This is a genomic window from Acidaminobacter sp. JC074 (assembly GCF_022496765.1).
GTDB lineage: Bacteria > Bacillota > Clostridia > Peptostreptococcales > Acidaminobacteraceae > JABXKX01.
In genome coordinates, this window is record NZ_VANV01000016.1 from 16,760 (window position 1) to 42,334 (window position 25,575).

The 25,575-nt window shown below is 35.5% G+C and carries 24 protein-coding genes, 1 tRNA gene and 1 riboswitch; of the genes, 22 read left to right on the top strand and 3 right to left on the bottom strand.

Annotated elements, in window-relative coordinates; all coding sequences use genetic code 11:
• Window positions 1-1,203, bottom strand: a complete 1,203-nt coding sequence (locus tag EZV73_RS17915) for an ABC transporter permease (RefSeq protein ID WP_240841771.1) — start codon at window positions 1,201-1,203, stop codon at window positions 1-3.
• On the bottom strand, window positions 1,191-2,399 hold the full coding sequence (locus tag EZV73_RS17920; RefSeq protein ID WP_240841772.1) for an ABC transporter permease: 1,209 nt from the start codon (window positions 2,397-2,399) through the stop codon (window positions 1,191-1,193). Before EZV73_RS17920 ends, EZV73_RS17915 begins: the two co-directional genes overlap by 13 nt.
• Before the next feature lie 122 nt (window positions 2,400-2,521).
• Between EZV73_RS17920 and EZV73_RS17925 the strand changes: the two genes are divergently transcribed.
• The 10 genes from EZV73_RS17925 to EZV73_RS17970 all read left to right on the top strand — a co-directional run bounded on the left by EZV73_RS17925 (window position 2,522) and on the right by EZV73_RS17970 (window position 12,239).
• The gene (locus tag EZV73_RS17925; protein WP_240841773.1) at window positions 2,522-2,785 is read left to right on the top strand and encodes a hypothetical protein; all 264 of its coding nucleotides are present in this window, start codon (window positions 2,522-2,524) and stop codon (window positions 2,783-2,785) included.
• Window positions 2,786-2,878: 93 nt separating this feature from the next.
• Window positions 2,879-4,420, top strand: a complete 1,542-nt coding sequence (locus tag EZV73_RS17930) for a response regulator (protein ID WP_240841774.1) — start codon at window positions 2,879-2,881, stop codon at window positions 4,418-4,420.
• 65 nt (window positions 4,421-4,485) lie between these two features.
• The gene (gene thiF / locus EZV73_RS17935; RefSeq protein WP_240841775.1) at window positions 4,486-5,289 is read left to right on the top strand and encodes a sulfur carrier protein ThiS adenylyltransferase ThiF; all 804 of its coding nucleotides are present in this window, start codon (window positions 4,486-4,488) and stop codon (window positions 5,287-5,289) included.
• Window positions 5,286-6,548 carry a CapA family protein gene (locus tag EZV73_RS17940; protein ID WP_240841776.1) on the top strand — a complete coding sequence of 421 codons (1,263 nt, stop codon included), beginning with the start codon at window positions 5,286-5,288 and terminating at the stop codon, window positions 6,546-6,548. The genes thiF and EZV73_RS17940 overlap by 4 nt, the downstream gene beginning before the upstream one ends.
• Before the next feature lie 80 nt (window positions 6,549-6,628).
• On the top strand, window positions 6,629-8,491 hold the full coding sequence (locus tag EZV73_RS17945) for an ABC-F family ATP-binding cassette domain-containing protein (RefSeq protein WP_240841777.1): 1,863 nt from the start codon (window positions 6,629-6,631) through the stop codon (window positions 8,489-8,491).
• Window positions 8,491-8,757: an acylphosphatase gene (locus EZV73_RS17950; RefSeq protein ID WP_240841778.1), complete on the top strand. Its 267-nt coding sequence runs from the start codon at window positions 8,491-8,493 to the stop codon at window positions 8,755-8,757. The genes EZV73_RS17945 and EZV73_RS17950 overlap by 1 nt, the downstream gene beginning before the upstream one ends.
• Before the next feature lie 83 nt (window positions 8,758-8,840).
• Window positions 8,841-10,337, top strand: a complete 1,497-nt coding sequence (locus EZV73_RS28905) for a cell wall metabolism sensor histidine kinase WalK (protein ID WP_240841779.1) — start codon at window positions 8,841-8,843, stop codon at window positions 10,335-10,337.
• Entirely contained in the window at window positions 10,330-11,016 is a 687-nt protein-coding gene (locus EZV73_RS17960) for a response regulator (protein ID WP_240841780.1), read from the top strand. The genes EZV73_RS28905 and EZV73_RS17960 overlap by 8 nt, the downstream gene beginning before the upstream one ends.
• A gap of 11 nt (window positions 11,017-11,027) precedes the next feature.
• The gene (gene dapF, locus EZV73_RS17965; protein WP_240841781.1) at window positions 11,028-11,873 is read left to right on the top strand and encodes a diaminopimelate epimerase; all 846 of its coding nucleotides are present in this window, start codon (window positions 11,028-11,030) and stop codon (window positions 11,871-11,873) included.
• 87 nt (window positions 11,874-11,960) lie between these two features.
• Window positions 11,961-12,239: a hypothetical protein gene (locus EZV73_RS17970; protein ID WP_240841782.1), complete on the top strand. Its 279-nt coding sequence runs from the start codon at window positions 11,961-11,963 to the stop codon at window positions 12,237-12,239.
• 54 nt (window positions 12,240-12,293) lie between these two features.
• Here EZV73_RS17970 and EZV73_RS17975 read toward each other — a convergent pair whose 3' ends face one another.
• Window positions 12,294-12,983 carry a Yip1 family protein gene (locus EZV73_RS17975; RefSeq protein WP_240841783.1) on the bottom strand — a complete coding sequence of 230 codons (690 nt, stop codon included), beginning with the start codon at window positions 12,981-12,983 and terminating at the stop codon, window positions 12,294-12,296.
• Window positions 12,984-13,265: 282 nt separating this feature from the next.
• Between EZV73_RS17975 and EZV73_RS17980 the strand changes: the two genes are divergently transcribed.
• From EZV73_RS17980 to EZV73_RS18035, 12 genes are all read left to right on the top strand, one after another.
• Window positions 13,266-13,862 carry an RNA polymerase sigma factor gene (locus tag EZV73_RS17980; RefSeq protein WP_240841784.1) on the top strand — a complete coding sequence of 199 codons (597 nt, stop codon included), beginning with the start codon at window positions 13,266-13,268 and terminating at the stop codon, window positions 13,860-13,862.
• A gap of 2 nt (window positions 13,863-13,864) precedes the next feature.
• Window positions 13,865-14,848 (top strand): anti-sigma factor, encoded by a 984-nt coding sequence (locus EZV73_RS17985; RefSeq protein WP_240841785.1) that lies wholly within the window; start codon window positions 13,865-13,867, stop codon window positions 14,846-14,848.
• Window positions 14,849-14,852: 4 nt separating this feature from the next.
• On the top strand, window positions 14,853-15,572 hold the full coding sequence (locus tag EZV73_RS17990) for an SIMPL domain-containing protein (RefSeq protein WP_240841786.1): 720 nt from the start codon (window positions 14,853-14,855) through the stop codon (window positions 15,570-15,572).
• A 94-nt stretch (window positions 15,573-15,666) separates the two neighbouring features.
• Window positions 15,667-18,321 (top strand): DNA polymerase I, encoded by a 2,655-nt coding sequence (gene polA / locus EZV73_RS17995; RefSeq protein WP_240841787.1) that lies wholly within the window; start codon window positions 15,667-15,669, stop codon window positions 18,319-18,321.
• Window positions 18,308-18,901 (top strand): dephospho-CoA kinase, encoded by a 594-nt coding sequence (coaE, locus tag EZV73_RS18000; protein ID WP_240841788.1) that lies wholly within the window; start codon window positions 18,308-18,310, stop codon window positions 18,899-18,901. Before polA ends, coaE begins: the two co-directional genes overlap by 14 nt.
• 80 nt (window positions 18,902-18,981) lie before the next feature.
• Complete coding sequence (locus tag EZV73_RS18005) at window positions 18,982-20,163, top strand: MalY/PatB family protein (protein ID WP_240841789.1); 1,182 nt, start codon at window positions 18,982-18,984, stop codon at window positions 20,161-20,163.
• Window positions 20,164-20,227: 64 nt separating this feature from the next.
• Window positions 20,228-20,902 (top strand): DUF554 domain-containing protein, encoded by a 675-nt coding sequence (locus EZV73_RS18010; RefSeq protein WP_240841790.1) that lies wholly within the window; start codon window positions 20,228-20,230, stop codon window positions 20,900-20,902.
• Between the two features lie 8 nt (window positions 20,903-20,910).
• Window positions 20,911-21,852 (top strand): NAD(P)-dependent oxidoreductase, encoded by a 942-nt coding sequence (locus EZV73_RS18015; protein ID WP_240841791.1) that lies wholly within the window; start codon window positions 20,911-20,913, stop codon window positions 21,850-21,852.
• Window positions 21,853-22,053: 201 nt separating this feature from the next.
• Window positions 22,054-22,581 (top strand): peptidylprolyl isomerase, encoded by a 528-nt coding sequence (locus EZV73_RS18020; RefSeq protein WP_334303302.1) that lies wholly within the window; start codon window positions 22,054-22,056, stop codon window positions 22,579-22,581.
• Between the two features lie 67 nt (window positions 22,582-22,648).
• Window positions 22,649-22,734 (top strand) — tRNA-Leu (locus EZV73_RS18025).
• A 136-nt stretch (window positions 22,735-22,870) separates the two neighbouring features.
• Window positions 22,871-24,172: a DNA/RNA non-specific endonuclease gene (locus tag EZV73_RS18030; protein ID WP_240841792.1), complete on the top strand. Its 1,302-nt coding sequence runs from the start codon at window positions 22,871-22,873 to the stop codon at window positions 24,170-24,172.
• A 185-nt stretch (window positions 24,173-24,357) separates the two neighbouring features.
• Window positions 24,358-24,538, top strand: a riboswitch (cobalamin riboswitch).
• Window positions 24,539-24,703: 165 nt separating this feature from the next.
• Window positions 24,704-25,468, top strand: coding sequence for a sirohydrochlorin cobaltochelatase (locus EZV73_RS18035; protein ID WP_240841793.1), 765 nt, complete (start codon window positions 24,704-24,706; stop codon window positions 25,466-25,468).
• The last annotated feature ends 107 nt before the right edge of the window (window positions 25,469-25,575 follow it).

The following is a 25,575-nucleotide window of genomic DNA, read 5'->3' on the forward strand; positions in this document are numbered from 1 at the left end:
TTATGGATGCCTTAGTTTTCTAAGCTTCAGGTAATATACTGTATAGGACACAATTATCATGGCTATTATGAAGTATATATAGTACAAATAATTCGGCTCAGATATATGTAAGAAGCTATTCTTTATCCATGTTAAAGTGTGGTAAATTGGTGATAATGAAACCACCTTTATGATGTCTTTTGAAAGAAGCTCCGTTGACCAGAATGCACCACCTAACATGCCAAGAACAAATAGAATGGGTGCGATTATTCCCTGGTATCTAGATTTGCTTTGCAAAATACATGTTAGAAGAATAACCAGTTGACTTAAAAACACGGTATGTAGACTTAAGCTGATGATGATGGTCATAACTGCATTTATATCTTTAATCTTTAGGCCTATGATTAGAATCAAGACCTGTACAATGATAATCATAAAAGCAGAAAGTACAATTGATAGTGTATCTGCTAGATACATCTCTACTGGTTTTATCCTGGCTATAAGCAGTCTTTTCTTTGACTGCCAACCATTCATCAGATGACCATTTGCAAAGAGAATAACAAAGGAAAATACAACCAATGTATAACCGATTGTTGTATTGACGGTTAATACCTCTGTGATGTTGATGTCCTGATTGATTTGTTTGTTGGGCGCCTGTAAAGTACTTATAATGGGCATCTGGAAAAAAGATTCCTCAACAAGCTTTTCTCCTATGATTCTTGTCTTGTTAAACATGTCCTCATAGCCGTGAGATGCTTCATACTTTTTAGACTGATTGGCTGCCTTATAGATCGAAATGGGCATCATCAAGTCACTGGCAACAATATCTGAAAGTGCTGGACCTATATTACTTTTATCAAGATAGACCAGATCAATGACACCTTCGTAGTCTGTCATTTTAATAGCTTGTGAAAAACCGTCTTTCAGAATGAAAATGGCTTCAATACGATTGTTCTTTAATAGTTTTTCAGACTCTTCTAGATCATGACTCATGACCTTAAGTGCATCATTTCGATTGAGTGAAGATACGACCTCTTCTGACAATATAGATTGATCTTGATCGATAAGACCGATGGGAATCTTATCGATATCATCATAATTGGTAAAGAGAAGTGAGAAAAAAACAAAAAAGATAATCGGGAATAGTATAGATAGTACGACCAATGCTCTCTTTTGAAAAAACAAGATCATGTTGTGTTTGGTCAACAATATTATTTTTCCCATAAATGTCTCCTTTTAATCAAATATCCTTGTAGAATACTTAAAATAATGATAATACATGCCATTAGTAAAAAGACTTGCCATAATGAACTTGAAAGATAATTCTGATCAAGTTCAAGGGCATACTTGAGCACCCAGTAGTTTGGTGTCAAACTTGAAATGTCCTGGATGAAGCTTGGCATGATTTGAATTGGGATAAACTGTCCACCAATAATACCCAATGTTAAGGTGATCATAGTTGTCATCAGTGCATTGATATTGTATCTATGAAACAAAATACCAAGCAGAAGTGAGATGGATACAAACAACAAGATACAAAGTAAAAAGAGAACAAGTATCATTAAAAAGTTAATCAAAGTCATAGATCTTATAGCAAATAAAATGACAAGTACCGGTATAAGTAAAATTGCAATATTCAGTGACAAGACCAAGGTCTTGCTCAGGGTGAATTTAAAAAGGGACTGGCCAGTACTTAGATATCTGAGTAAGCTACCGTTATGAATTTCATCGTTATAAATGTTAGAACCTGACGAGGCTATAAAAATAATGACAAGTATCATAATAGAGTATGAAAAGTAAATAAGAGCACTTGCCACTGGATAGGTATCTAGTGGCTTCATTGAAAAAATACTGTGTCTGTTAAGAGCATTCATTACCATGTTAAGGGAGAAGCGCTCATTGATTTCTAATCTTTCTTCTCTTGGCATACCTTCATTTTTTAAGGCATTGTAATGGGCATAAATGCCGACATCCACAGATTTGATAAATGTCGAATAAGACGACATGATATTTTCGAGTACCGTGTTTTGGAGTGGAAAGTTCGGATTGAGTTTCATTTCTATTGGAATGTTCTCAAAGGCGTACAAGGAGTCTGAAAAAGCCTCTGGCAAATAGACAATGGCGCTTAACTCATTACGATTGTATAAAGTCATCAATTCCTCTTCGCTTCCAACTTCCATCACAAAAAGACCTGAGAAGGCCTCATTTTGTTTAAAATTATCTATAAGCATGGCTGTTATAAAACTTTGTTCTCTATCAACAACACCAACATGGACTTGATCCAGTAAGCGCCTTTCTTCCATGTAGTCTTTAAACATGGTTGAAAAGGCAAAAAAGATGAGTAGAGAGGTAAGTAAAGTTATTATAATGCGTTTATAATTGATGATGAGTTGTATGTCTTTTCTGATTAAGTATTTCATATAATCCTCACTTTACCTATTATTTTAACATACTCTAAGATTATAGTTTTATTAAAAAAGCAAGTTTTCTAACAAATGGTCCAAAAAATCATGTATGATAAAGTCAGAAAAGGAGAATGTGTATGGTATTTAGAACAAACGGAGCTACGGGCTGGTTATTTTTATTCATATTTATACTTTTAGTATTTTCAATATTTAGATTTGCAGGTTGGGTGGTATTCTCTACACCAGTGGGTATAGCCTTGGTTGGATATATTGCTTACCGTTATATAAAAGGAAGATTAAATAAACCAGAAGTCGACAGTCATGACCATTATGAACCAGAATTTAAGTCTAACGAGTCAGTCGTAGATGTAGAATTCGAAGAAGTAAAAATGGATGAATAAAATGAAAAAAACACCTACAAAATTATCTTGTATGTGTTTTTTTACTTTATTTAAGGGTATAATACACTTGTATTGAACTGACAGGAGAAATGTATGGTATTATTTAGTGACGATAAGATAGAGTTTTTTGAAGAATTTGTCGAAGAAACAGAACATAGCAAAGGTTCATGGAAAGTCCTAATTGTTGATGATGAGAAAATTGTTCACGAATCCACTAAAATGGTTTTAAGTGATTTTGTTTATCAGGACAGAGGATTAGATTTCCTGTGCGCTTATAATGCAGAGGAAGCCAAAACGCTATTAAAGGAACACGAAGATATTGCAGTTGTTTTATTGGATGTTGTTATGGAAAAAGATGACTCAGGCCTTCAGCTGGTTAAGTATATTCGTGATGAAATTAAGAATAAGTTTATTAGAATCATTTTAAGAACAGGTCAGCCTGGTCAAGCACCAGAAGAAGAAGTTGTTATCAACTACGATATTAATGACTATAAAATGAAAACGGAGTTGACTTTACAGAAACTTTTGACAACCGTTGTATCTGCTTTAAGATCTTATGCCAATATCATGGACTTAGAGATGAACAGACGAGGTTTAGAGAGCATCTTAAGGGTGGAAAATGAACTCTATGAGTTACATGATATGAGTGTTTTTGCCAATCTCTTACTTGTAAAGGTAAGAGACCTTTATAAAATCAGTGGTGACTCTTTCTATTTAAGAGTTGAATACGATGAGGCAAAAGTAAAACATATGCGTGTCATTGCTGGTACAGGTAAATATGAACAGTATATCGGTTCTGAATTACCGAGTGAAGCATACAGTGAAATGGCATACATGTTTGATGAGATTGGTTCATCTAACGGGTCATACAGTTCAGAAAACGAGTTTCTCTTGCTTTATAAGTCATTAAATATTTTTGAAAATTATATTTACTTTGATGATATTAAACATCTCGATGCCATAGAAAACAAGTTGTTTAAAGTACTCTTATCCAACTTATCAGTGGCAGTTGATAATATTTCATTAAATGAGAAGCTGGTCCATACTCAGTCTGAACTGATTAACAGACTTTCTGAAGTTATAGAGGCTAGGTCTGAAGAAACTGCAAGTCATGTGGAAAGAGTTTCTAAGATTGCTTACATGCTGGCTCAAAAGATAGGTCTTAATGATACGGAAGCCAATTTACTTAAAACCATTGCACCACTACATGATGTTGGGAAAATCGGTATTCCAGAATCTATTTTAAATAAGCCAGGCAAATTAACAGATGAAGAGTTCGCAGTTATGAAAAACCATGCCCTTATAGGTTATAGAATCTTGAAAGGCAGTGGACTGGAACTGTTAGAAGCAGGTGCACTTGTTGCCAAAGAGCATCATGAATACTGGAATGGAAAGGGATATCCTTACGGACTGGCTGGTGAAGAGATTCATATTTATGGTAGAATCACCATCATCGCCGATGTATTTGATGCACTCAGTCATGACAGGGTTTATAAAAAGGCATGGCCATTTGAGCAGGTTATGGATTTTATGAAGGAACAAAGTGGTAAAATGTTTGATCCTACATTGATTCAGGTTCTCTTTGACTATGAAGATGAAATTAGACAAGTTTATCACAATGATGCGGTTAATTAACCGCATTTTTTTTCGTTTTAAAGACAGTTTTTAAATAGTATGGTATATTTATTTTGAGGTGAATCATGAAAATATATGTAAATGAAAAAGCAGTTGAAATAAATAAGACCTCTTTATTTGAAATAAAAGAGGCATATTATCCTCAAGCAGATATTATGATTTATAATGGTTTTCCTGTTAAGGAGGATTTAGAATTGAAAGAAGGAGACCATCTTTTCTTTATTACTAGAGGTGTATTGCCTTCCAAAGAATCATTTGAAGAAGCCTTGGTATCAAGACATACACCAGGCGTTCATGAAAAAGTCAAATCATCTAGAGTTGCCATTGCTGGCTTGGGAGGCCTTGGTTCTAACATAGCCATTATGCTTGCAAGAATTGGTGTAGGTTATTTGAAGTTGATTGATTTTGATGTTGTAGAACCTAGTAATCTCAACAGACAACAGTATTTCATACACCACCTGGGCATGAAGAAAACAGAAGCTATAGAGATGATTCTAAAAGACGTTAATCCTTTTATTGAGGTTGAGGTCGTGGATTGTTATGTTAAAGCGGAAAATGTTAAATCATTGTTTAAAGATGTGGATATTGTTGTAGAGGCTTTTGATGGAGCAGAAAATAAGGCCATGCTTATTAATGAGGTCTTATCAAGCTTTCCTGATAAGTACATGGTTGCTGCTTCTGGCCTTGCAGGTTATTTTTCAAACAATACCATTGTGACAAAAAGAATTACAGATAAGTTTTACTTGGTAGGTGATGATGTATCAGAAGCAAAACCAGGTTCTGGTTTAATGGCTCCTAGAGCAAGTCTTGCTGCGTCTCATCAAGCCAATACTGTGCTTAGAATTATTATGGAGGCCTATGAGGTATGAGAAAGATCCTGGTAATTGTCATAGCTTTTGCTCTAATAGGTTTGACTTTTTTTGTAACAGCTGAGAGAGAAGACTATAGGGAGGCAAGACTCCTAGAAAGGCCTTTTGTAGGCCCAACAGTATATGATTTTAAGTCAGAGACTTACCATGCTTTTGATGACACCATGAAGAAAGAATACGAGTACAAGGTGAGTGTACTTTCAGTTGGGGACATTATGGCCCACACCATTCAATTTGAAGCAGCAAGAACAGATGATGGTTATGACTTTTATCCTCAGTTTAGCGAAATCGCTGAAGTTATTTCAGAAAGAGATTTTGCTATCGCCAATCTTGAAACGGTCTTTGCAGGTGAGGATAGAAGATACAGTGGCAAGAATATGATCTTTAATGCGCCAGACCAGCTGGGTGAATCAATAAAAAAAGCTGGCTTTGATATTGTGACGACCGCCAATAATCATTCGCTGGATAGAGGCTTTCAAGGGATTCAAAGAACCATTGAAACTTTAGATCAAATTGGCCTTTTACATACTGGGACCTATGCTAGTGATGAAAGAGATATTCTGACTTTTGAAAAAGACGGCATATCATTTGCTTTACTGTCCTACTCATATTCAACAAATGGCTGGCCTATTCCAAGTGAAAAGCCTGACTCAATCAACATGATGGAAAAGGATTTGATCATCAGTGATATTAAAAGAGCTAAAGCACTAGGTGTAGACTTTATTATGGTGGCCAATCACTGGGGCCTTGAATATCATTTGAATGAAAATCACCATCAAAGGGATTTAGCTCAGGCCTTGTTTTATGCTGGGGCAGATATTATACTGGGGACCCATCCCCATGTCCTTCAACCCTTTGATCATAAACGGATGATAGATGAATCAGGTCTTGAAAAAGATAAGTTCATTATTTATTCTCAAGGCAACTTTGTATCTGGACAAAGAACTTATCCAAAGCAAATTGGTATGTACATAGACTTTGAGTTCACAAGAAAAGGTTCAAATAAACCTTATGTCAGTCAGATTGCTGTTATGCCCACCTTTGTTGAGGCTAACTATAAAAATAGTCAACGTTTTATGAGAGTCCTTGATACCAACAAGGCCTGTAGAGAATTTGAATCAGGAGACTTGGATATTTCACAGGCCCTATACAATGAACTTTTGATTCATGAAAAGACCTTTGTAGATCATCTGGCATCAAAAGTAAATTTTAAGCCTTACCTGAATGATAAGAAGGCTTATGTTCTTTATGACTATTAAAAACAGTCCTCTCTTTATGAGAGGATTTTTCTTGTTATATGAGGTGATATCCATTAAAATAAGTAGGAAAGAAGGTAATTATGAACATTTTAACGGCAGAACATTTGTCAAAACGATACACAGAACAATACTTATTTGAAGATATAACTTTTGGTATACATGAAGGTGATAGAATCGGTCTAATTGGTGTTAATGGGACGGGGAAGTCGACGCTTCTTAAATGTCTCATTGGCCAAGAAGAGCTGGACCAAGGAAAAATCACCATGAGAAGAAACTTAGTGGTAAAATATTTGCCACAAAATCCTATATATGATGAAGATTCATCGGTACTTGATAATGTTTTAAAGGGCAACCACGAAAAAATAAAGATTTTAAGAGACTATGAAACCATCTTAGAGAAACTCAATCATTCTGAAGATGTTTCAAAAGAATATCAGACTATTATGGACAAGATGGATAGGGAAAATGTCTGGTCCATAGAATCAGAAGTCAAAGGTATACTAAAAAAGCTTGGCATACCAAATATACATGCCAAAATGTCTATCCTATCAGGTGGTCAGAAAAGGCGTGTGGCCATAGCAGAAGCTTTGATTCATGAATCAGATTTACTGATCTTAGATGAGCCTACCAACCACATTGATAATGACATTATTGAGTGGTTAGAAGAAATGCTTAAAAAGCGTAAGGGTGCTCTTTTAATGATTACCCATGATAGATATTTCTTAGACCGTGTAACAGACAAGATATTTGAAATAGAGAAGGGCAGTCTTCATGTTTATCAAGGCAATTATTCTAAATACCTAGATGACAAGGCCCAACAGATGATAGACGAGAATGCTCGTCAAAGAAAGCTAAAAGCCCTTTACAATACAGAACTTGAATGGATAAAAAGAGGCTGTAGAGCCAGAACAACCAAACAGAAGTTTAGGGTTAACAGGTTTGATGATTTAAAGAATGCTGTAAAGACAGAATCAGAAGCTGAAATGAACATTGATGTTGCGACAACAAGAATGGGTAAGAAGATTATTGAAATGAAGGATATTTCAAAGTCTTTTGACATGCCTTTAATCAAGGACTTTGAGTATACCCTCTTAAGAAATGACCGTATTGGCATCATTGGTCCTAATGGTATTGGCAAGTCGACTTTTTTAAAGCTTGTTTCTGGTGACTTACTTCCTGATACAGGTAGTGTAGATACTGGTGTGACGGTTAAAATAGGTTACTACAAGCAGGAAAATCTCATCTTCAATGAAGACATTAGAGTCATTGATTATATCAAGGATACGGCCGAATATGTTCACACAAGTGGTGGTGAAACATTATCTGCCAGTCAAATGTTGGAGACCTTTTTATTTGACAGCGTCAAGCAGTACGCTTTAATTTCAAAGCTGTCAGGTGGTGAAAGAAGACGTCTCTATCTTTTGAAAATCTTAATGGAGTCACCGAATATTCTTTTATTAGATGAGCCGACCAATGATTTAGATATCAAAACACTGTCTATACTGGAAGACTACATCGATGTCTTTCCTGGAGCTGTTATTGCAGTATCCCATGATAGATATTTCTTAGATAAAATCAGTGAAAAACTTTTTGTGTTTAAGGGACAAGGTGATGTAGAAGTTCATCCAGGTAACTATACAACTTATACAGAAAATAAACACCGATTTGTAAAGGAAGTAGAAGACAAGGTTGAGGTTAAAGAAGTCAAGAAAACGGCTAATAAAAAGAAACTGACCTACAGTGAAAAGCTGGAATTAGAATCTATTGATGAGGTCATTGAAAATCTAGAGACTAAGATTATGTCTGTTGAAGAAGAGATGGAAACGTCAGGCAGTGATTTTGTTAAGCTACAGAATCTCATGAAAGAAAAGGAAGACTTAGAGTCAGAGCTTCAAGAAAAGTATGACCGATGGGCATATTTAAACGAGAAAGCAGAAGAATGATGAAAACATTAAAAATCATAGTACATGGTAAAGTACAGGGTGTAGGTTACCGTTATTACACCAAGCTGTATGCAGATGAAATTGGTATAAAAGGGACTGTAAGAAACCTCTCAGATGGGACTGTGGAGGTCTATGCCAGTGGCGACATGAATGCTATTCAAACCTTCATTGAAAGTTTGTACAAAGGATCGCCATTTTCTAGAGTTTCTCATCTAGAAAGTCAGGAAATTGGCTTTATAGATCATAAAGATTTTGACATTATATAAGAAGATACTTTTTGGGTATCTTTTTATTTTTTTTATACTTTTTAAAGAATATAATGCTATAATGGCGTTAACGGAGGATTTCTATGTCTAACAGAGACTTAAAAAATTATTTTAATGACGAATTACAAAGGGAATTAAATGAAAGAAAAACACTCCAGGAAAAGTATAGAAGATACAACAGCTTTATGGTTATCTTCTCTATTTTTGTTTCCATCAGTGTTTTGGCATCCATTATTCTCTTGTTTGATTATCAGGTTTTAAAGCCCCAGGACGATAGGACCAATGACCAGTTTACACAAAAGACGGCCATTGTATCATTAGAACTTGCAACTTTACTTAATTGCGACTATCAGGACTTACAAGACCTTGAATATTATGTACGAATGGATATGCGTCTTCAAGAACATGATATGAAAATGTTCTTAACCAAAAATGAAAGACTGATCTACGCATCCAATGGTTTAGATGAATCTATGTTAAGAAAAGATTTGGTATTTGGACTGGACATGTATCGACAAGAGTATGTCATAGAAAAACATGCCATACCTGAGAGTGGTTATAATATCTACTTCTTGTTACCTAAAACAGACAGCATGATATTTAGAAAATCATTCTTAGTATTTATTGCAACTATTTTCTTAATTGCAACCATCTTTAGATCTGGATTCTCACATTCCATTATGAAGAGAATCTATAGAAATATGGTAGATCCACTGGAAAAACTTAAAGTGGCAACCAACAATATTCGTGCAGGTAATTTAGATGAACCTGTGGTACCTGAGATGCATTATAACAGGGAGTTGAAAGACACTTTTAGAGACTTTGAGAAGATGCGTCAGCAACTTAAAGAAAACAAGATGATGGCTCAGCAATATGAAGAAAACAGAAAAGATTTAATCAGTAACATTTCCCACGATCTGAAAACACCAATTGCATCAATTATTGGTTATGTGGAAGGTATATATGACGGTATCGCCGATACACCAGCTAAGAGAGAAAGATACATGCAAATCATTTATAAAAAGTCCTTAGATATGAACAGGCTTGTAAATGACTTGATCTTGTTCTCTAAGTTAGATGTCAATAAGGTGGCCTTTAAGTTTGATAAGATGAATTTCCAAATATACATGGAAACTTTATTTGAAGAGTATGGTATCGAACTTCAAGAAAACCAAATCGAGTTGGTTTCGAGGTATCAGGCTACTGAAAATATGATGCTTGGCATAGATGCCAAACAGTTAAGAAGAGTTTTTAACAACATCATTGGTAATGCCATGAAGCATCTAAACAAGGAAAACAAGGCAATTGAAATCGTGGTTTATGAAGAACGTGATGAGGTTGTTATCAGAATATCTGACAATGGTGTGGGTATACCTAAAGATAAGGTAGATTTTATATTTGATAGATTCTATAAGGGTGACCCATCAAGAAATACAGAAGTAGGATCAAGTGGACTGGGCTTATCAATTTCAAAGCAGATTGTACTGGCTCATGGAGGTCGTATTTGGGCGACTTCAGAGGTTGGCGAAGGCACCATTGTTTACTTTACTATTTCAAAGAAGGAGGAAAAACGTGGCTAAAATTTTAATTATTGAAGATGAAACGAATATTGCAGAATTAGAGAAAGATTATTTAGAATCAAATGGATTTGAAGTAGATGTGGTACATGATGGACAAATAGGCTTGGACAAGGCTTTAGAAAATACCTATTCATTGGTAATTGTTGATTTGATGTTGCCAAATCTATCAGGTTTTAGTATTATAAAAAGAATTAGAGAACATAAGGACATTCCTCTACTGGTGGTTTCAGCCAAATTAAAAGAAGTTGATAAAATCAGAGGACTGGGTTTAGGTGCAGATGATTATATTACCAAGCCTTTTAGTCCAGGTGAATTGGTAGCAAGAGTAAAGTCTAATCTTATGAAGTACAACCGTTTGGTAGGTAAAAGTGTAGAAGAGCATACCATTGAAGTTGGTGATTTATGCATCGATATTTCAACACATGAAGTGACTTTAAAGGGTGAAACACTTATCTTTACAACTAAAGAATTTGAACTTTTGGCCTTTATGGCACAAAATCCAAATGTAGCTTTTTCAAAAGAAAGATTGTTTTCAAGAATATGGGGTGCAGATAACTATGGTGATATTGCCACAGTCACCGTGCATATTCAAAAGATTAGAAGTAAAATAGAAGAGGATTCTTCAAATCCTAGATACATTGAGACGGTTTGGGGAGTGGGTTATAGATTTGTAGATTAATGGAGGCTAAAATGCTCTTAAAAATGCATGGTACAGAAAATGTATTTTATTTATACGACGTTATGGGGATGGATCTCGATGATAAGGCCATGTCTGAAATGACCAAAGATCTTTGTCAAGATGGCTCAGATGGTATGCTTTTCGTTTGTGATTCTGAAATACACTTGGCTAAAATGAGAATATTTAACTCTGACGGTTCTGAACCTGAAATGTGTGGCAATGGCCTTAGGTGCCTATCGAGATATGTTTTAGAGAAGTTTGATTGCTCGGAAGGTGTTATTGAAACATTAAAGGCAGCTTATTCTGTTAAACATATTGAAGAATTCCATGGCATCAGTGCTATTCAGATTGTTCTGTATCCTGTTAAGTCACTTGAGCATCCACAGTTAAAAGACTTTGATACGTCTTATTCCTTTAAACATTACACTGTTTCAAATCCTCATATTGTAGGACATATTGAGGACCATATGACCAAAGAGGACTTAACTGTTCTTGGTGAATATGCAAATAATCACTTTGATGAAGGAATGAACGTCAACATGCTTAGGGTGATTGGACCAGGTAAAATTTATGTACAAACCTTTGAAAGAGGTGTAGGTATCACCAAGTCATGTGGTACTGGTATGACATCTTCAAGTGTTGACTATGCCATTAAAAATGATTATTTTGATAAGGCCATTGAGGTGTATAATGATGGCGGTATGATTGAGTGTCAAGTCATCAAAGAGAAAGACTACAAGGTTCTTTTTACAGGCAATGCCACTTACATGTCAAAACATGATTTAAAGGGTAATTTACTAGAAAGCTTTGATGAAGATAAGGCTTATAAACTATTTTTTAATAAAACCAGAATCTAACCATGTCTAACATGGTTATTTTTATGGCGTTTTTTATTTTTAAATATGGGTATAAATATACTAGAAGGTATGATTCGGGGTGATTTTATGACCATTAAAATCTATAACAATAAACCTTCTATGACCCAGTATGTTGCCAGGAGCAAAGAGACTAATAAAAAAGCGCCTATACAGGTAACAAGACCTGCTCAATCTTACACACAAACTAAGACGCTACCCATTAGAAGGACCAGTCAAAGGGTTCAGTCTTTTGCAGCATCTGTAGAAAGTGAAATAAGGAGTCAACAAGCATTTTCAACATATGCCCAGTTGATAAAAAAGGTGAGACTTAACAGGTTTAAAACAAGATTTGATCTTTTTCTTTAGAGTGGATGTTAACATTCACTTTTTTATTGTATAAAAATAACCCACCTATGTGGGTTATAATTGTGCCATACTAGAAGTAACGACTGTAAATATTATCAAAATAAGTGCTGGAATACCTACAGTGATACCTGCCTCTTTTGTATTCATTTCGTGTGTTTCCTTAAAACCGATATACATAACCACCAAGCTCCAAATAGAAAATATATTGAGAAGATTCATTATGCTGTATAAGAGTGGATTTGATGCCATATCAACAAACATAGCTGGTGAAAAAGTAAAGGTTGTCCCCATAGCCCTGCCTAAGATTAAAGATAAAATCGCGCCTATTTGAGCGATTAAGTTTGCAAATAAGTAGATAACCAATGTCTTCTTATAGCCTGTTTTAGACATAAACATAACGATCATATGATAGATAAATGCAACTAGAAGTGGTATTAAAATGCCAAATACACCACCGATAGCAGCACCAAATAGAAGCAGTGCATTAATTGATTGATCTGTAATATCTTGACCAGTAAGTTGCAATTGGTCGATGATGGCTTCTTTTGCAGCTGGTGTATAAGCACTTAAAAAGACAGTTATAAATATAAGTAAACCTGTAATCAGGTAGATGCCTAGTAGTTTAGGATCTTGTCTCATGCTTTTAAAGGCTCTCGCTGGATCTGTAAAGACCATGATCAGTCTTTGAATCAATGATAATGATTCGTCTTCTTCTTGAAATTCATTTAAGTTTAGTTCGCTCATAATATCCCTCCTATTGAAAATTGTATCAAGGTCATTTTCTTTATCCAAAAGACACAGAGAAAATTAAGATAAAATTAAGACTTTTCATTTTTAGTTATGATTTATAAGCGACTTGAAAATGATCTATTAATTGAGTGACTGGTTATAATTTAATGGATTTTCGGGTATATTTAATTGAGTATGATGCAAAAAAGAATTTTTTTTGCGATATAATAAAAAAAATGGAACTTTTCTAGAATGAGTTACGTCATATTGTTGAACCTTTCGAAGGGAGTGAAAAGATTGGAGAACGAAAAAAACCTGATCCTTCAAAGCAAAAGCGGAGATATACAAAGCTTTGAAACATTGGTCAAGGGATATCAAAAAATGGCCTTTAATGTGGCCTATAGAATCATGGGGAATGAAGAAGATGCTAAAGACATGACCCAGGATGCCTTAATAAAAGTCTATAAAAATATCAAGGGCTTTAGAATGGATTCTTCTTTTTCTACATGGCTTTATCGTATTGTCATGAATACATGTAAAGATGAGTTAAGAAAAAGAAAAATGAAAGTTGTTTCAATAGATCAGCCTATTGAAACCGACGATGGACAGATGCAAATGGATTTAGAAGACCATGGGTTAAAACCTGATGAGATAGTGACTCAAAGGGAGACTCAAAAGGAAGTCCATGAAGCATTGCAAGAAGTGAGTGAGACAAACAGAATCGTTGTTGTTCTTCGAGATATAAAAGGATTTTCCTATTCTGAGATCAGTGACATCATAGAAGTTCCTGTCGGGACCATAAAGTCTAGGATCAACAGAGGAAGACAAGAACTTAAGAAAATTCTCATGAATAAGCGGAATCAATCCATCCAATATATGAGAAAGGAGGTTTAAAGATGAAATGTACAGAATTTGAATTATTAGTCAATGAATACGTTGATGGCGAGTTAACGCATTCACAAGCTGAACTTGAAGAACATATGAAGACATGCCAAGACTGCAAGAATCTTTATGAAGAAACACTTGAATTAAAGCAGTTATTAGCTGGCTTAGACGATATAGATTTACCTCAAGACTTTGAAGAAACATTACATGAAAAACTAGTGGCAGCTGGTCAAGATAATGTAAGACCGATTCATAAATATAGAAACACATGGAAAGTACTGGGTTCAATTGCAGCAGTAGCAATCGTTTCAATAACGGTTTATACAGCCATGCCAAGAATGGGTTCTGATGATGCTGTTAATTTTGCAGGCGCCTCTAATGACGAAGTTGCTTATGAAATGGCCACAGAATCAGCTGATGCTGGTGTTGTGATGAATATGGCTGTAGAATCGGAATCTACTGAGGAAACAGAAGCTGCCATCGCAGAGATGCCTACAGTAGAAAGTGTAACAGTTACCATGGCAGATGATGTGGATTTGCAGGCAAAATCTAATGTATATACTCTTAGAATGATGCCAAGTGCAAAGACAAAGAAAGGTCACATGTATCAGATTAACGGTCATGTAGACAGCGTATTAAAGATCATTGAGACCTTAGATTACAAGTCATTAGAGATTTTAGAAAATCAGTATATTTTCTATTTGAAAACAGAAGATGTGCATCTTATTGAAGAAAAAATCATGCCTCTGTCATCAATGAAGATTGAAGACATTGTTCAACTAGATTACTCTTATGAAATTGATATGATTTACGAAAATATCAAAACTTTAGAAGAGGAGATCAAGCGACTTGAAGAGGAAGGTTCTTCAGATAAAGAAGAAATAAGTAAGTTAGATATGAAACGCTCTGAATTTGCTGACTATCAGAAAGCATTAGAAGAGGTTGAAATATATAAGGGTTATGAGCAAATAATTATGATTATTAGTGAGGAGTAGGAAAATGAAGAAATTTTTATCATTAAGCGTAGTAGTTGTTATGGTGGCAATGCTTTTAGTAGGCACTATGAATGTAACAGGCGTTGTTCAAGCAGAAGTTGCAGAAACTGAGAATGTGGTTTCAGTAAGCGGTGTAGGTACTGTAACTGTAAAACCTGATATTGCCTATATCAATGTTGGTGTAGAAACTCAAGATGCTGATGCAGGTCTTGCTCAACAAGAAAACGCTAAGAAAATGACAGCTGTCATGGCAGCTCTTAAAAAAGTAGGTATTTTAGAAGATGATATCAAAACAGTCCAATACAGCATTTATGACCGTTATGATTATAAAGAAGACGGTACAGATGTTAAGTACTATGTTGTTAACAACAATGTAAAAGTTACAATCAGAGACATTGATAAGGTTGGCGATGTAATCGATGCAGCTGCAGGTGCTGGTTCTAACCAAGTATCAAGTATTCAGTTTGGTATTTCAAATGAAGATGAAGTATATGCAGAGGCATTAAAATTAGCCATGACATCGGCTAAGTCAAAGGCTACAGCTATTATGTCTACATTTGGTAAGGTACCAGGTTTACCATCAAGAGTATCTGAATCAAGCTACTATGGTGGTAGTGTAAGAATGGACTACAATGTGATGGCTGCTGAGGCTAAAATGTCTACACCAGTATCTGCTGGTGAGTTAACAGTAACAGCGAATGTATCGGTAGATTATAATTACTAAAGAAAAAGGCTAAAATAGCCTTTTTTTAGTTTATGGAAGGGGTGTTTTCGTGTAGAATAGTATTAGTAAACACGACTACTATATGGGAGAAAATATGAGTAATTTAGTAATGATCATTGATGGAAACAGTTTAATGAATCGTGCTTTTTATGGTATACCACCACTTACGACTAAAGATGGTATCCACACCAATGCGGTTCTAGGCTTTCTAAACATGATGAATAAACTTGTAGATGAGTACCAACCGACTCATCTAAGCGTTGCATTTGATTTAAAAGGACCTACTTTTAGACATAAAACATTTGAGGATTACAAGGGTACTAGAAAAGGCATGGCAGAAGAACTTAGGATGCAAATGCCAATCATTAAGGAGATCCTTGAGAAACTGAACATCCATATGATGGGGATTCAAGGTTATGAGGCCGATGATTTAATCGGAACCGTGGCCAAGCATTTTTCTGCGAAAAAGACAAATGTAAAGATTGTAACAGGTGATAAGGATGCCCTTCAGTTAACAGATGACTATGTTCAAATTCTCTATGCTAAAAAAGGTCAGTTCTTACCATACACCTTTGAAATGATCAAAGAGGAGTTTGGTGGTGAGCCACTGGGTGTTATTGATTACAAGGGACTTGCAGGTGATTCATCAGATAATATTCCAGGTATTCCTGGATTCGGTCCTAAAACTGCTATGAAGCTTCTAGCCCAGTTTGGCAGTGTAGAAGGTGTGATTGAGCATGTAGATGAAGTTTCTAATAAAAGATGGCAAAACCTTATTCGTGAAAATGCTGAGCAGGCTCTTTTATCTAAAAAACTGGCAACAATTATGATCCATGTACCAGTTGAGTTTGAGGATGAAGACTTACTTTTAGAAGCACCTGACTATGAACCACTGGTAGAAACATTAACAAGATACGAGTTCACAAGATTATTATCAAGATACAAGTCACAAGATATGGACACTGCTGGTGATCATATTGAAGAGGTTATCGAACCGATTGTTTTAGAAAATGAGGAAACTAGAAGAGATTTAAGAGCCATCATTAAACATGCCAAAGCCTTTTCACTTTCTATTATCAGTGATAAAGACAACATCTTAACAGATGATGTGCTGGGTATGGCCATTTATGTAAAAAATAAATATTATTATTTACCTTGTGATGAAAAAATCATAATGGAGTATAAGGCGATCTTTGAAGATAAGCAAATTGAAAAATATGGTCATGAACTTAAGCAAGTTTATTTAAAGCTATTTAGATATGGTATTAGACCAGAAGGCTTTAAATTTGATACCTTCATAGCTGCTTATTTAATCAGCCCAAGTTTGAAGTCTTATGAACTGTCAGAACTCTTAACTAAAGAAACTGCTAAGAGTATCATGAGTCAGGAAGATTTCTTAGGCAAGGGGAAAAAAGCAGAATTGTTTTCATCGAAATCAATAGAAGAGCTTTCAGACTTTGCATGTAAACAAGTCTTTGCAGTTAAGACCATTAAGGAATCTTATGATAAGACTTTAAAAGACTTTGATTTAGAGAACTTATATTATGATGTAGAGTTGCCACTTGTAGAAGTACTTGCAGATCTTGAGTTCAGAGGCATGGCTGTAGATGAAAAGGCCCTAGATGAAATGGACGAGTTATTAACAAAAAAAGTTGGTGACTTGACAAGTGAAATTTATGAACTAGCTGGTGAGGAGTTTAATATCAACTCACCAAAGCAACTTGGTGTGATTTTATTTGAAAAACTAGAGATCCCACCACTTAAGAAAACGAAAACAGGTTATTCTACTAGTCATGATATCTTAATGAAGATTAAGGATAAACATGAGATTGTTGAAAAGATTGTTGATTACAGAACTTATGCCAAGTTAAAGTCTACTTATATAGATGGCTTAAAGGCAGTCATCAATCCTGTATCAGGTAGGGTACATTCTTCTTTCAATCAAACAGTAGCGGTGACAGGAAGACTATCTTCAACGGATCCAAATATGCAAAATATCCCTATGAAGCTTGAAGAGGGAAGAAAGATTAGAAAAATATTTGTTGCCAGTGAAGGCTATGAGTATGTAGATGCTGACTATAGTCAAATTGAATTAAGAGTATTGGCACATATGTCTGATGATAAGATGCTGAAGAAGGCATTTACAGAAAACATAGACATTCATACACTTACAGCAGCTTCTGTTTTTCATGTGCCTATGGAAGAGGTAACAAGACTTCAGAGATCTAGAGCCAAAGAGGTTAACTTCGGTATTGTTTATGGTATGAGTGACTTTGGTCTTTCTGAGAACTTAAAGATAACTAGAAAAGAAGCCAAGCTATATATAGAAAATTATTTCAAGCAATATGAGTCTGTAAAGACATATATGGAAGAAAAGGTGGCAGAATGTAAAGAAAATGGTTATGTAACAACTATTTTAAATCGTAAGAGAAACATTCCTGAGATCAATTCTTCAAACTTTAACTTAAGATCTTTTGGTGAAAGAACGGCTATGAACACACCAATTCAAGGGTCAGCGGCAGATATCATCAAAATTGCCATGATTAAGGTTTACAATGCCCTTAAAGAAGGCAACTATAAATCTAAACTGCTTTTACAGGTGCACGATGAGCTTTTAATAGAAGCACATGAAGATGAACTTGAAGAAATCAAAACACTACTCAAGGACAATATGGAACAGGCAGTTGAACTATCTGTACCGCTTGATGTAGATATGAATGTAGGAAAGAACTGGTATGATACAAAGTAAAATCATAGGTTTAACGGGTGGTATTGCCTCAGGTAAGAGCACCGTATCTGAATATTTGGCTTCAAAGGGTATCCCCATTGTGGATGCAGATCTTGTTTCTAGACAAGTGGTTGAACCAGGCTCTGCCGGCTTAAGTCAAATTGTTGAAGTCTTCGGTCAGGATATATTATCAGATGGCAGGCTTAATAGGAAGGCCCTTCGTCAACTTATTTTCTCTGATGACAAGATGCGACTGAAGCTTAATAGCATCTTACATCCAATCATACATGATGAGATTTTAAGACAATTAGATGGTTATAGAGGTAAGCATCCGATTGTTGTATTTGATGCTCCACTTCTAATAGAAAATAACTTGATGTCTATGGTTGATGAGTTGTGGGTGGTTTCTGTTGAGGAGAGCCTTCAAGTTGACAGAGTCATGAAAAGAGATCATGTCTCTAAAGAACAAGCCATATCAATCATTGACAAACAGATGTCTTTAGAGGAAAAACTTAAATTTGCCCATGTAGTGCTTGATAACAGTAAGGACATGGCTTACTTATATGCACAAATAGAAAAACACTTAGAAATGACTCGCTAGAAATAGCGAGTTTATTTTCGTTTTATGTTTCTTTTTCGTAACATTTGTGGTAGAGTATAATAAAAATTTAGGAGGGCGAAATGTATAATTTTGATAAGATTATTGATAGAGAAAATACAAATGCAATGAATACCGATGGCTATATGGATTACTTGTTTGCAGGACAGGATATTGAGATTAGCCATAAAAAAGAAGATCTGGTTCGTATGTGGGTAGCGGATATGGACTTTGAAATAGCACCAGAAATTCTTGATGCAATTAGAGAAAGACTGGATCATGGTATACTGGGCTATTCAAAAATATTTGATCCTGATTATTATAAAGTAGTCCATGCATGGACTAAGCGCCGTTATGGATGGACCTTCAAAAGAGAACATTTGGTTTCATCACCAGGCGTTATACCGGCACTTTATGAATTGCTGGAGTATTTGGTCAAAGCGGATGAAAAGGTACTTATACTGACACCATCCTATGCATTTTTTAAACATGCTGTTGACTACAATCACTTGGAGCTTGTTAAGTCAGATTTGATTGCTGTTGAGGGAAGATATGAAATAGATTTTGAAGATGTAAAAACAAAGCTTGAGGATCCCAAAGTAACCATGGCAATTTTCTGTAATCCCCATAACCCTACTGGTAGGGTATGGACAGAAGAGGAGTTGAGACAATTTGGTGATCTATGTTTTGATAACAATGTAACCCTTATATCAGATGAAATACATAGTGATCTACTAAGAAAGGAATTTCAGCATATTCCTATGGACAAGCTATATCCAGATGAGAAGAGACTTATTACGTGTTTTGCACCGAGTAAAACCTTCAATATGGCAGGTATGGCCATTTCTAATGTCGTTATAAAAGACCCTGAAATCAGAAAAATATGGGATGCTAGGCATTTAACCTTCGAAAATCCTTTAAGTGTTGCTGGTGCAAAGGCAGCCTATGAAAAAGGTCAGGACTGGCTAGACGGTCTGATTGATTACCTAGATGGTAATTTTGAATTCTTAAAAGATTTTTTAGATGAAAGGCTACCTGAGACAAACTTTAAAATATCAGAGGCAACTTACTTGGCTTGGGTGAATATAGCACCTTATGTGAATGAGGACAATTTAACCAAGTTCTTTGCAGAAAAAGCAGGTGTTTTACTAGAGGGGGGCAACATGTTTGTTGACAACTCTGACGGTTATATCAGACTGAATTTAGCCGTTCCTAGATCGGTACTGGAAAAAGGCTTGAATAGGATATATGATGCTGTAAAATAAAATGTAAGATATGTGTCACTGACTGTCTTGCATATGCTATAATACATAGCATGGAGGGAATGAAATGTTAGGAACAATTGTTAATGCTGTCGCAATTTTTGTTGGTGGTAGCATTGGTACAGTATTTGGAAATAAGTTTACAGAAAGATACAGTGAGATCATTACTCAGGCCATATCTTTATCAGTAATTTTAGTAGGTTTGATGGGGGCCATAAAGGTAGAAAACATCTTACTTCTCATCTTAAGTATGGCCATTGGCAGCATGATTGGTGAGTTTATCAACATTGAAAAAAGGCTTAACAATCTAGGAGATGCCCTTCAAAAGCGCTTTGCAAAAGAAGGTCATAACTTAGCTGAAGGTTTTGTGATGACAACTCTCATCTACTGTGTTGGCTCAATGGCGATTTTAGGTTCTATTGAAAGTGGTGTAAAGGGTGAACATACCACTCTATTTGCAAAGTCTATACTGGATGGTGTGTTTTCTATTGTCTTTGCATCTACCATGGGTTTTGGTGTAGCTCTATCTGCTATCAGTGTTTTTATCTATCAGGGAACCATTACACTTTTGGCCAATCAGGCAGCAGGTGTCTTAACACCACCTGTTATCAATGAACTGTCTGCAGTTGGTGGCTTACTAATTATGACCATAGGTCTTAATACCCTTGGTGTTACAAAAATACGTGTTGGTAATATGTTACCAGCCGTCTTTATTCCAGTTATTTATATGTCATTTTTCTAGGAGGCAGCATGAAAGTTTTATTTACATATGATTATGGTCAGGCATGTATGGATGAACTCAGAGCACTTGGCATGGAAGTTGTTTACTTCGATGAAAAGCGCATTGATGAGTATAAGGATATAGAAGATGTAGAGGTTTTGGTATGTTATAAACCTTTTGAAAAAATTGACTTACATGACTACAAAAGCTTGAAGTTGATATTACTATCGTCTATTGGTTTTGATCAGTTGCCAAAAGACCATGTCAAAGAAATCGGTATCACAGTGTGTAACAACAGAGGTGGCTACTCAATTCCCATGGGGGAATGGATTGTCATGAAGCTTTTAGAGATGGTCAAACATTCTAAAGCTATGTATGAAAATCAAAATAAGAAAACATGGAAACCTGATACAGGTATCCTAGAAATATACCAAAAGAAGATTGTCTTCTTTGGGACTGGAACAATATCGAAAGAAGCAGCCAAGAGACTGGCAGGTTTTGGTGTGGATATTGTAGGCTTAAATACAAGTGGTCATAGTGAGGAGTTCTTCTCGTCATGCCATCCTTTAAGCCAAGCAGAAGCTGTTGTAAAAGATGCTGCAGCTGTCGTGGTTGCTCTGCCTTTGACGGATTCTACTAGAGGCATAGTTGGCAAGAAAATCTTAGATGCTATGGATGAAAATGCTGTATTAATTAATATTGCACGTGGTGAAGTTGTAGATGAACCTTATTTAGTTGAAGTCTTAAGAGAAAAGAAAATTAAGGCTGCAGCCCTAGATGTATTTTATGAAGAGCCTCTTCCTAAAGAGCATCCTTTATGGGACTTAGACAATGTCGTCATCACTTGTCACAACTCGTGGATATCTGAAAAGAGAAATAGCAGAAGATTTGACTTAATCAAAAAGAACTTAATAAAGTATCAAAATAAGGAACAACTTTTGAATGTGATTAACATCTTAAGAGGCTATTAAAATATGGACTTTCTGAACAAAAAAAGTCTTTTTTTAGTTATACTAAGGTGACGAAGGAGGAATGACATGAAGAAAGTGATGACCTTATGTTTAGCACTCGTTCTTGCCCTATCACTAGTAAGTTGTATGGGCTACGAAAGCCAAACAGATGAAATTGCTATCACATCTTATAGCCCCATAGAAACATCAACCTTATCAGATATTGGTAGACCAGTGGTTACAATTGAGATGGAGGATGGTAAAACAATCAAGATGAAGTTGGTTCCAGAAGTGGCACCCAATACAGTCAATAACTTTATTTCTTTGATTGAGGATAATTTTTATGATGGCTTAACTTTTCATAGAGTATGGGAAGGATTTATGATTCAGGGTGGTGACCCAAATGGTGATGGTAGTGGTGGACCAGGCTATGAAATACCAGATGAGTTTTATACAGAAAAAGATGGTGTTGGCTATCATCTAAGTCATGTAAGAGGCATTTTATCAATGGCCAAGACACAGTTTCCTGATTCAGCAGGTTCGCAGTTCTTTATCATGCATGAAGATTCTACCCAGTTAGATCTAAAGTATGCTGCATTCGGCATTGTTATAGAAGGCATGGATGTGGTTGATGAGATTGCCAGTGTAGAAATTGCAAGTAAGAACAAACCCGTCGAGGACGTGATTATAAAAACCATTACTGTAGACTTAAATGGCTATGAATACAGCCAACCAATAAAGGTTGAATAGCTCAGACTTTCTGAGCTTTTTATATTGACTTATGGCCATAAAAAACATATAATATAAAAGTACTTTTGCGGATGTGGTGGAACGGCAGACACGCTACCTTGAGGGGGTAGTGCTCATACGGGCGTGCGGGTTCAAATCCCGCCATCCGCACCAATACAGATTTTAGAGAAAGTTAAACCTAATGGTTAACTTTCTTTTTTTTGTCTTTATATCAATTTGTAATATATGGTCTTTCTCCAATATTTGGTGTATGATTAATAGTGGATTATACAACAACTAAGGAGGAGACATGAAAAGATTTATAATTTTATTTTTGGCACTTGTTATGGTGTCATCCACATTGTCGTTTGGAATGACAGAAGAAGTTACAGTGACCATTCCTGAATTTGATGTGACTGTCAATGATGTAAAAATTGATACAGCTCACAGTCAATATCCTGTCATTACATTTAATAATGTAACGTACTTTCCAATGACATCAGACTATCTGTCGGGGATTGGCTTACGACTGACTTTCGATGCAAGTACTGGCTTAGAACTGAATGTAGAAAACAAAGCCGGTCAACTTGAGCAAAAGTTCTTAGGTGCATCTAATGTCTTGGGATCTAGCTCTAAAGCACAAATTGCACCTTTTCCGATTAAGGTTAATGGAAAGGTAGTAGATAATGGGTCAGAAGCATATCCAGTATTGCTTTATAAAAATGTGACCTATTTTCCAATGACATGGCGTTTTGCTGTCACTGAGTTTAATTGGAAAACAACTTGGGATGATGTAAAAGGTTTTGGCATTCTAGTAGAAGGCGCTAGTCAAGCTGGTGAAACAGTAACTGCAAACGAAGAAGATGGTGAAACAGATTTGTTTGAAGGTTATAAGCTTATTGAGGTTGACGGAGGTGACTTATCAGGTTACAGGCAAGCCAATGTTGTTGTAGATGTTGGATTTGGAGACAGAAACTATTATGCCTTTACAAATGAGTATGGTCAGTTGGTTAAGGTGATAGCAGATACGATTATTTTACAAGATGAAGAGAATGAACCTGTTAAGTCTACAGGAAGATACTATTATGATGAGGCAAAGGTACCAGGTACCGAAAGTGCTGAATTAGATGAAGGACATGTAATAGCAGATTCACTTGGTGGTGTAGCCAATGCTTACAATATAACTCCTCAAAACTCTACTTTAAATAGACATGGTGATCAAGCCTATATGGAAAAAGTTATTAGAGATGCAGGGGGATGTAGCGATTTTGAAGCGATCATTACTTATCCAAATACTGAAACTCAGATACCAAGTCATTATCAGTTTACATATACCATTATGGGAAATAAGATAGTAGATGCTTTTAACAATATAAATCCAGATGTAGCAAATGAAGATATTAATAATACAGAGAGTACAAGTACAGATATAGATACTAATACAAATACAGATATTAATGAAGAAGACATAAGTAAAATAGATACCAATGGCAATGGTAGAGTAACAATTGCCGAAGCAGAGGCTGCAGGTTTTACAATGCCAATATACTCAACACATTGGTTATACAAGTATATGACTGATAGAGATGGTGATGGCATGGTTGGCGAGTAATATTTAAAACGTATGTAAGTGATATTTAAGAAGGATTGTCAGTATTTAGTATATGACAATCTTTCTTTTCTTAGAATCATAGGCTATAGGATTCATTCTTGAATTGTTAGGCTAGGATGTTTATAATGATAGATGTAAGTCAGCTAAGAAGGTTTAAGTAATTTAACTAGTTCTTATTTGACTACAAACTGAATAGCTGAATAGGTTATCTTATTAATAAGATCTAAGAGGGAAGCTAGGTGAAAATCCTACACGGTCCCGCCGCTGTAAAAGAAGAGCGTTTGTATGATACCACTGAGTCATCGGGAAGGTTACAAACGTTATGAGACTTGAGTCAGAAGACCTGCCTGTTTATAGATACTGTATTTCCACGGTGTATGGAAGGTATAACTATAGGGATATCCTATACTTATGTCTAAGCGTGTTGCTTAGTTTTTTTTATAGGAGAAAAGAAGGCCTATATGTGATTTTCATACAAGTGCTAGTGCAGATTCTAATAAAATAGTAAAATCATTTAAGAGGGAGAAAATCATGAAAAAAGGTATTGTAGTAGCTAGCTTTGGAACATCTTTTCCTGATGTAAGAAAAAGATGTATTGAGAGCATTGAAGATGCAATTGTTAAAGCGTATCCAGATTTTGAAGTTAGAAGAGCATTTACTTCAAATATGATTATTAAAAAGTTAAAGGATAGAGACAATCTTAATATTGATACACCTATTCAGGCACTTAAGAAGATGGTAGATGAGGGGATAAAGGAGATTCATGTCCAACCACTTCATGTGATACCTGGCTTTGAGTATGAAAAAGTACATAAGGCAGTTAAGACCATCAATCATAGACGAGATGTCCATGTAACCATTGGTATGCCACTTTTAAGCAAAGAGGAACACTATGACCAAGTGATTGACGCGATTGCACCTAAGTTGTCAAAAGAAGATGAAAGGGCTTTTGTATTAATGGGACATGGCACAGAACATCATGCCAATGCATGTTATTCCATGTTACAAGCTAAGTTAAATGATAGAAGAGATGATGTGTTTATTTCCAATGTAGAAGGCTATCCAGAACTTGACCATGTGATGCCAAAACTAGAAAAATACAAACATGTTACCCTTATGCCACTTATGATAGTTGCTGGCGATCATGCCATGAATGATATGGCTGGTGATGAGGATTCTTATAAAGTTGACTTGAGTGATCAAGGTAAAGAAGTCGCTTGTATATTAGAAGGACTTGGTGAAATAAAAGCCATTCACGAGATTTTTATCAATAGAATAAAAGAATGCATAGAATAATTGGTATACCATAATCAAAACGTTGATTATGGTATTTCTATTTTACCAATCTCAATATATTTTCTTATGTCCTATTGATTTTAAAGGTCAATCATATTCTTTCTGTT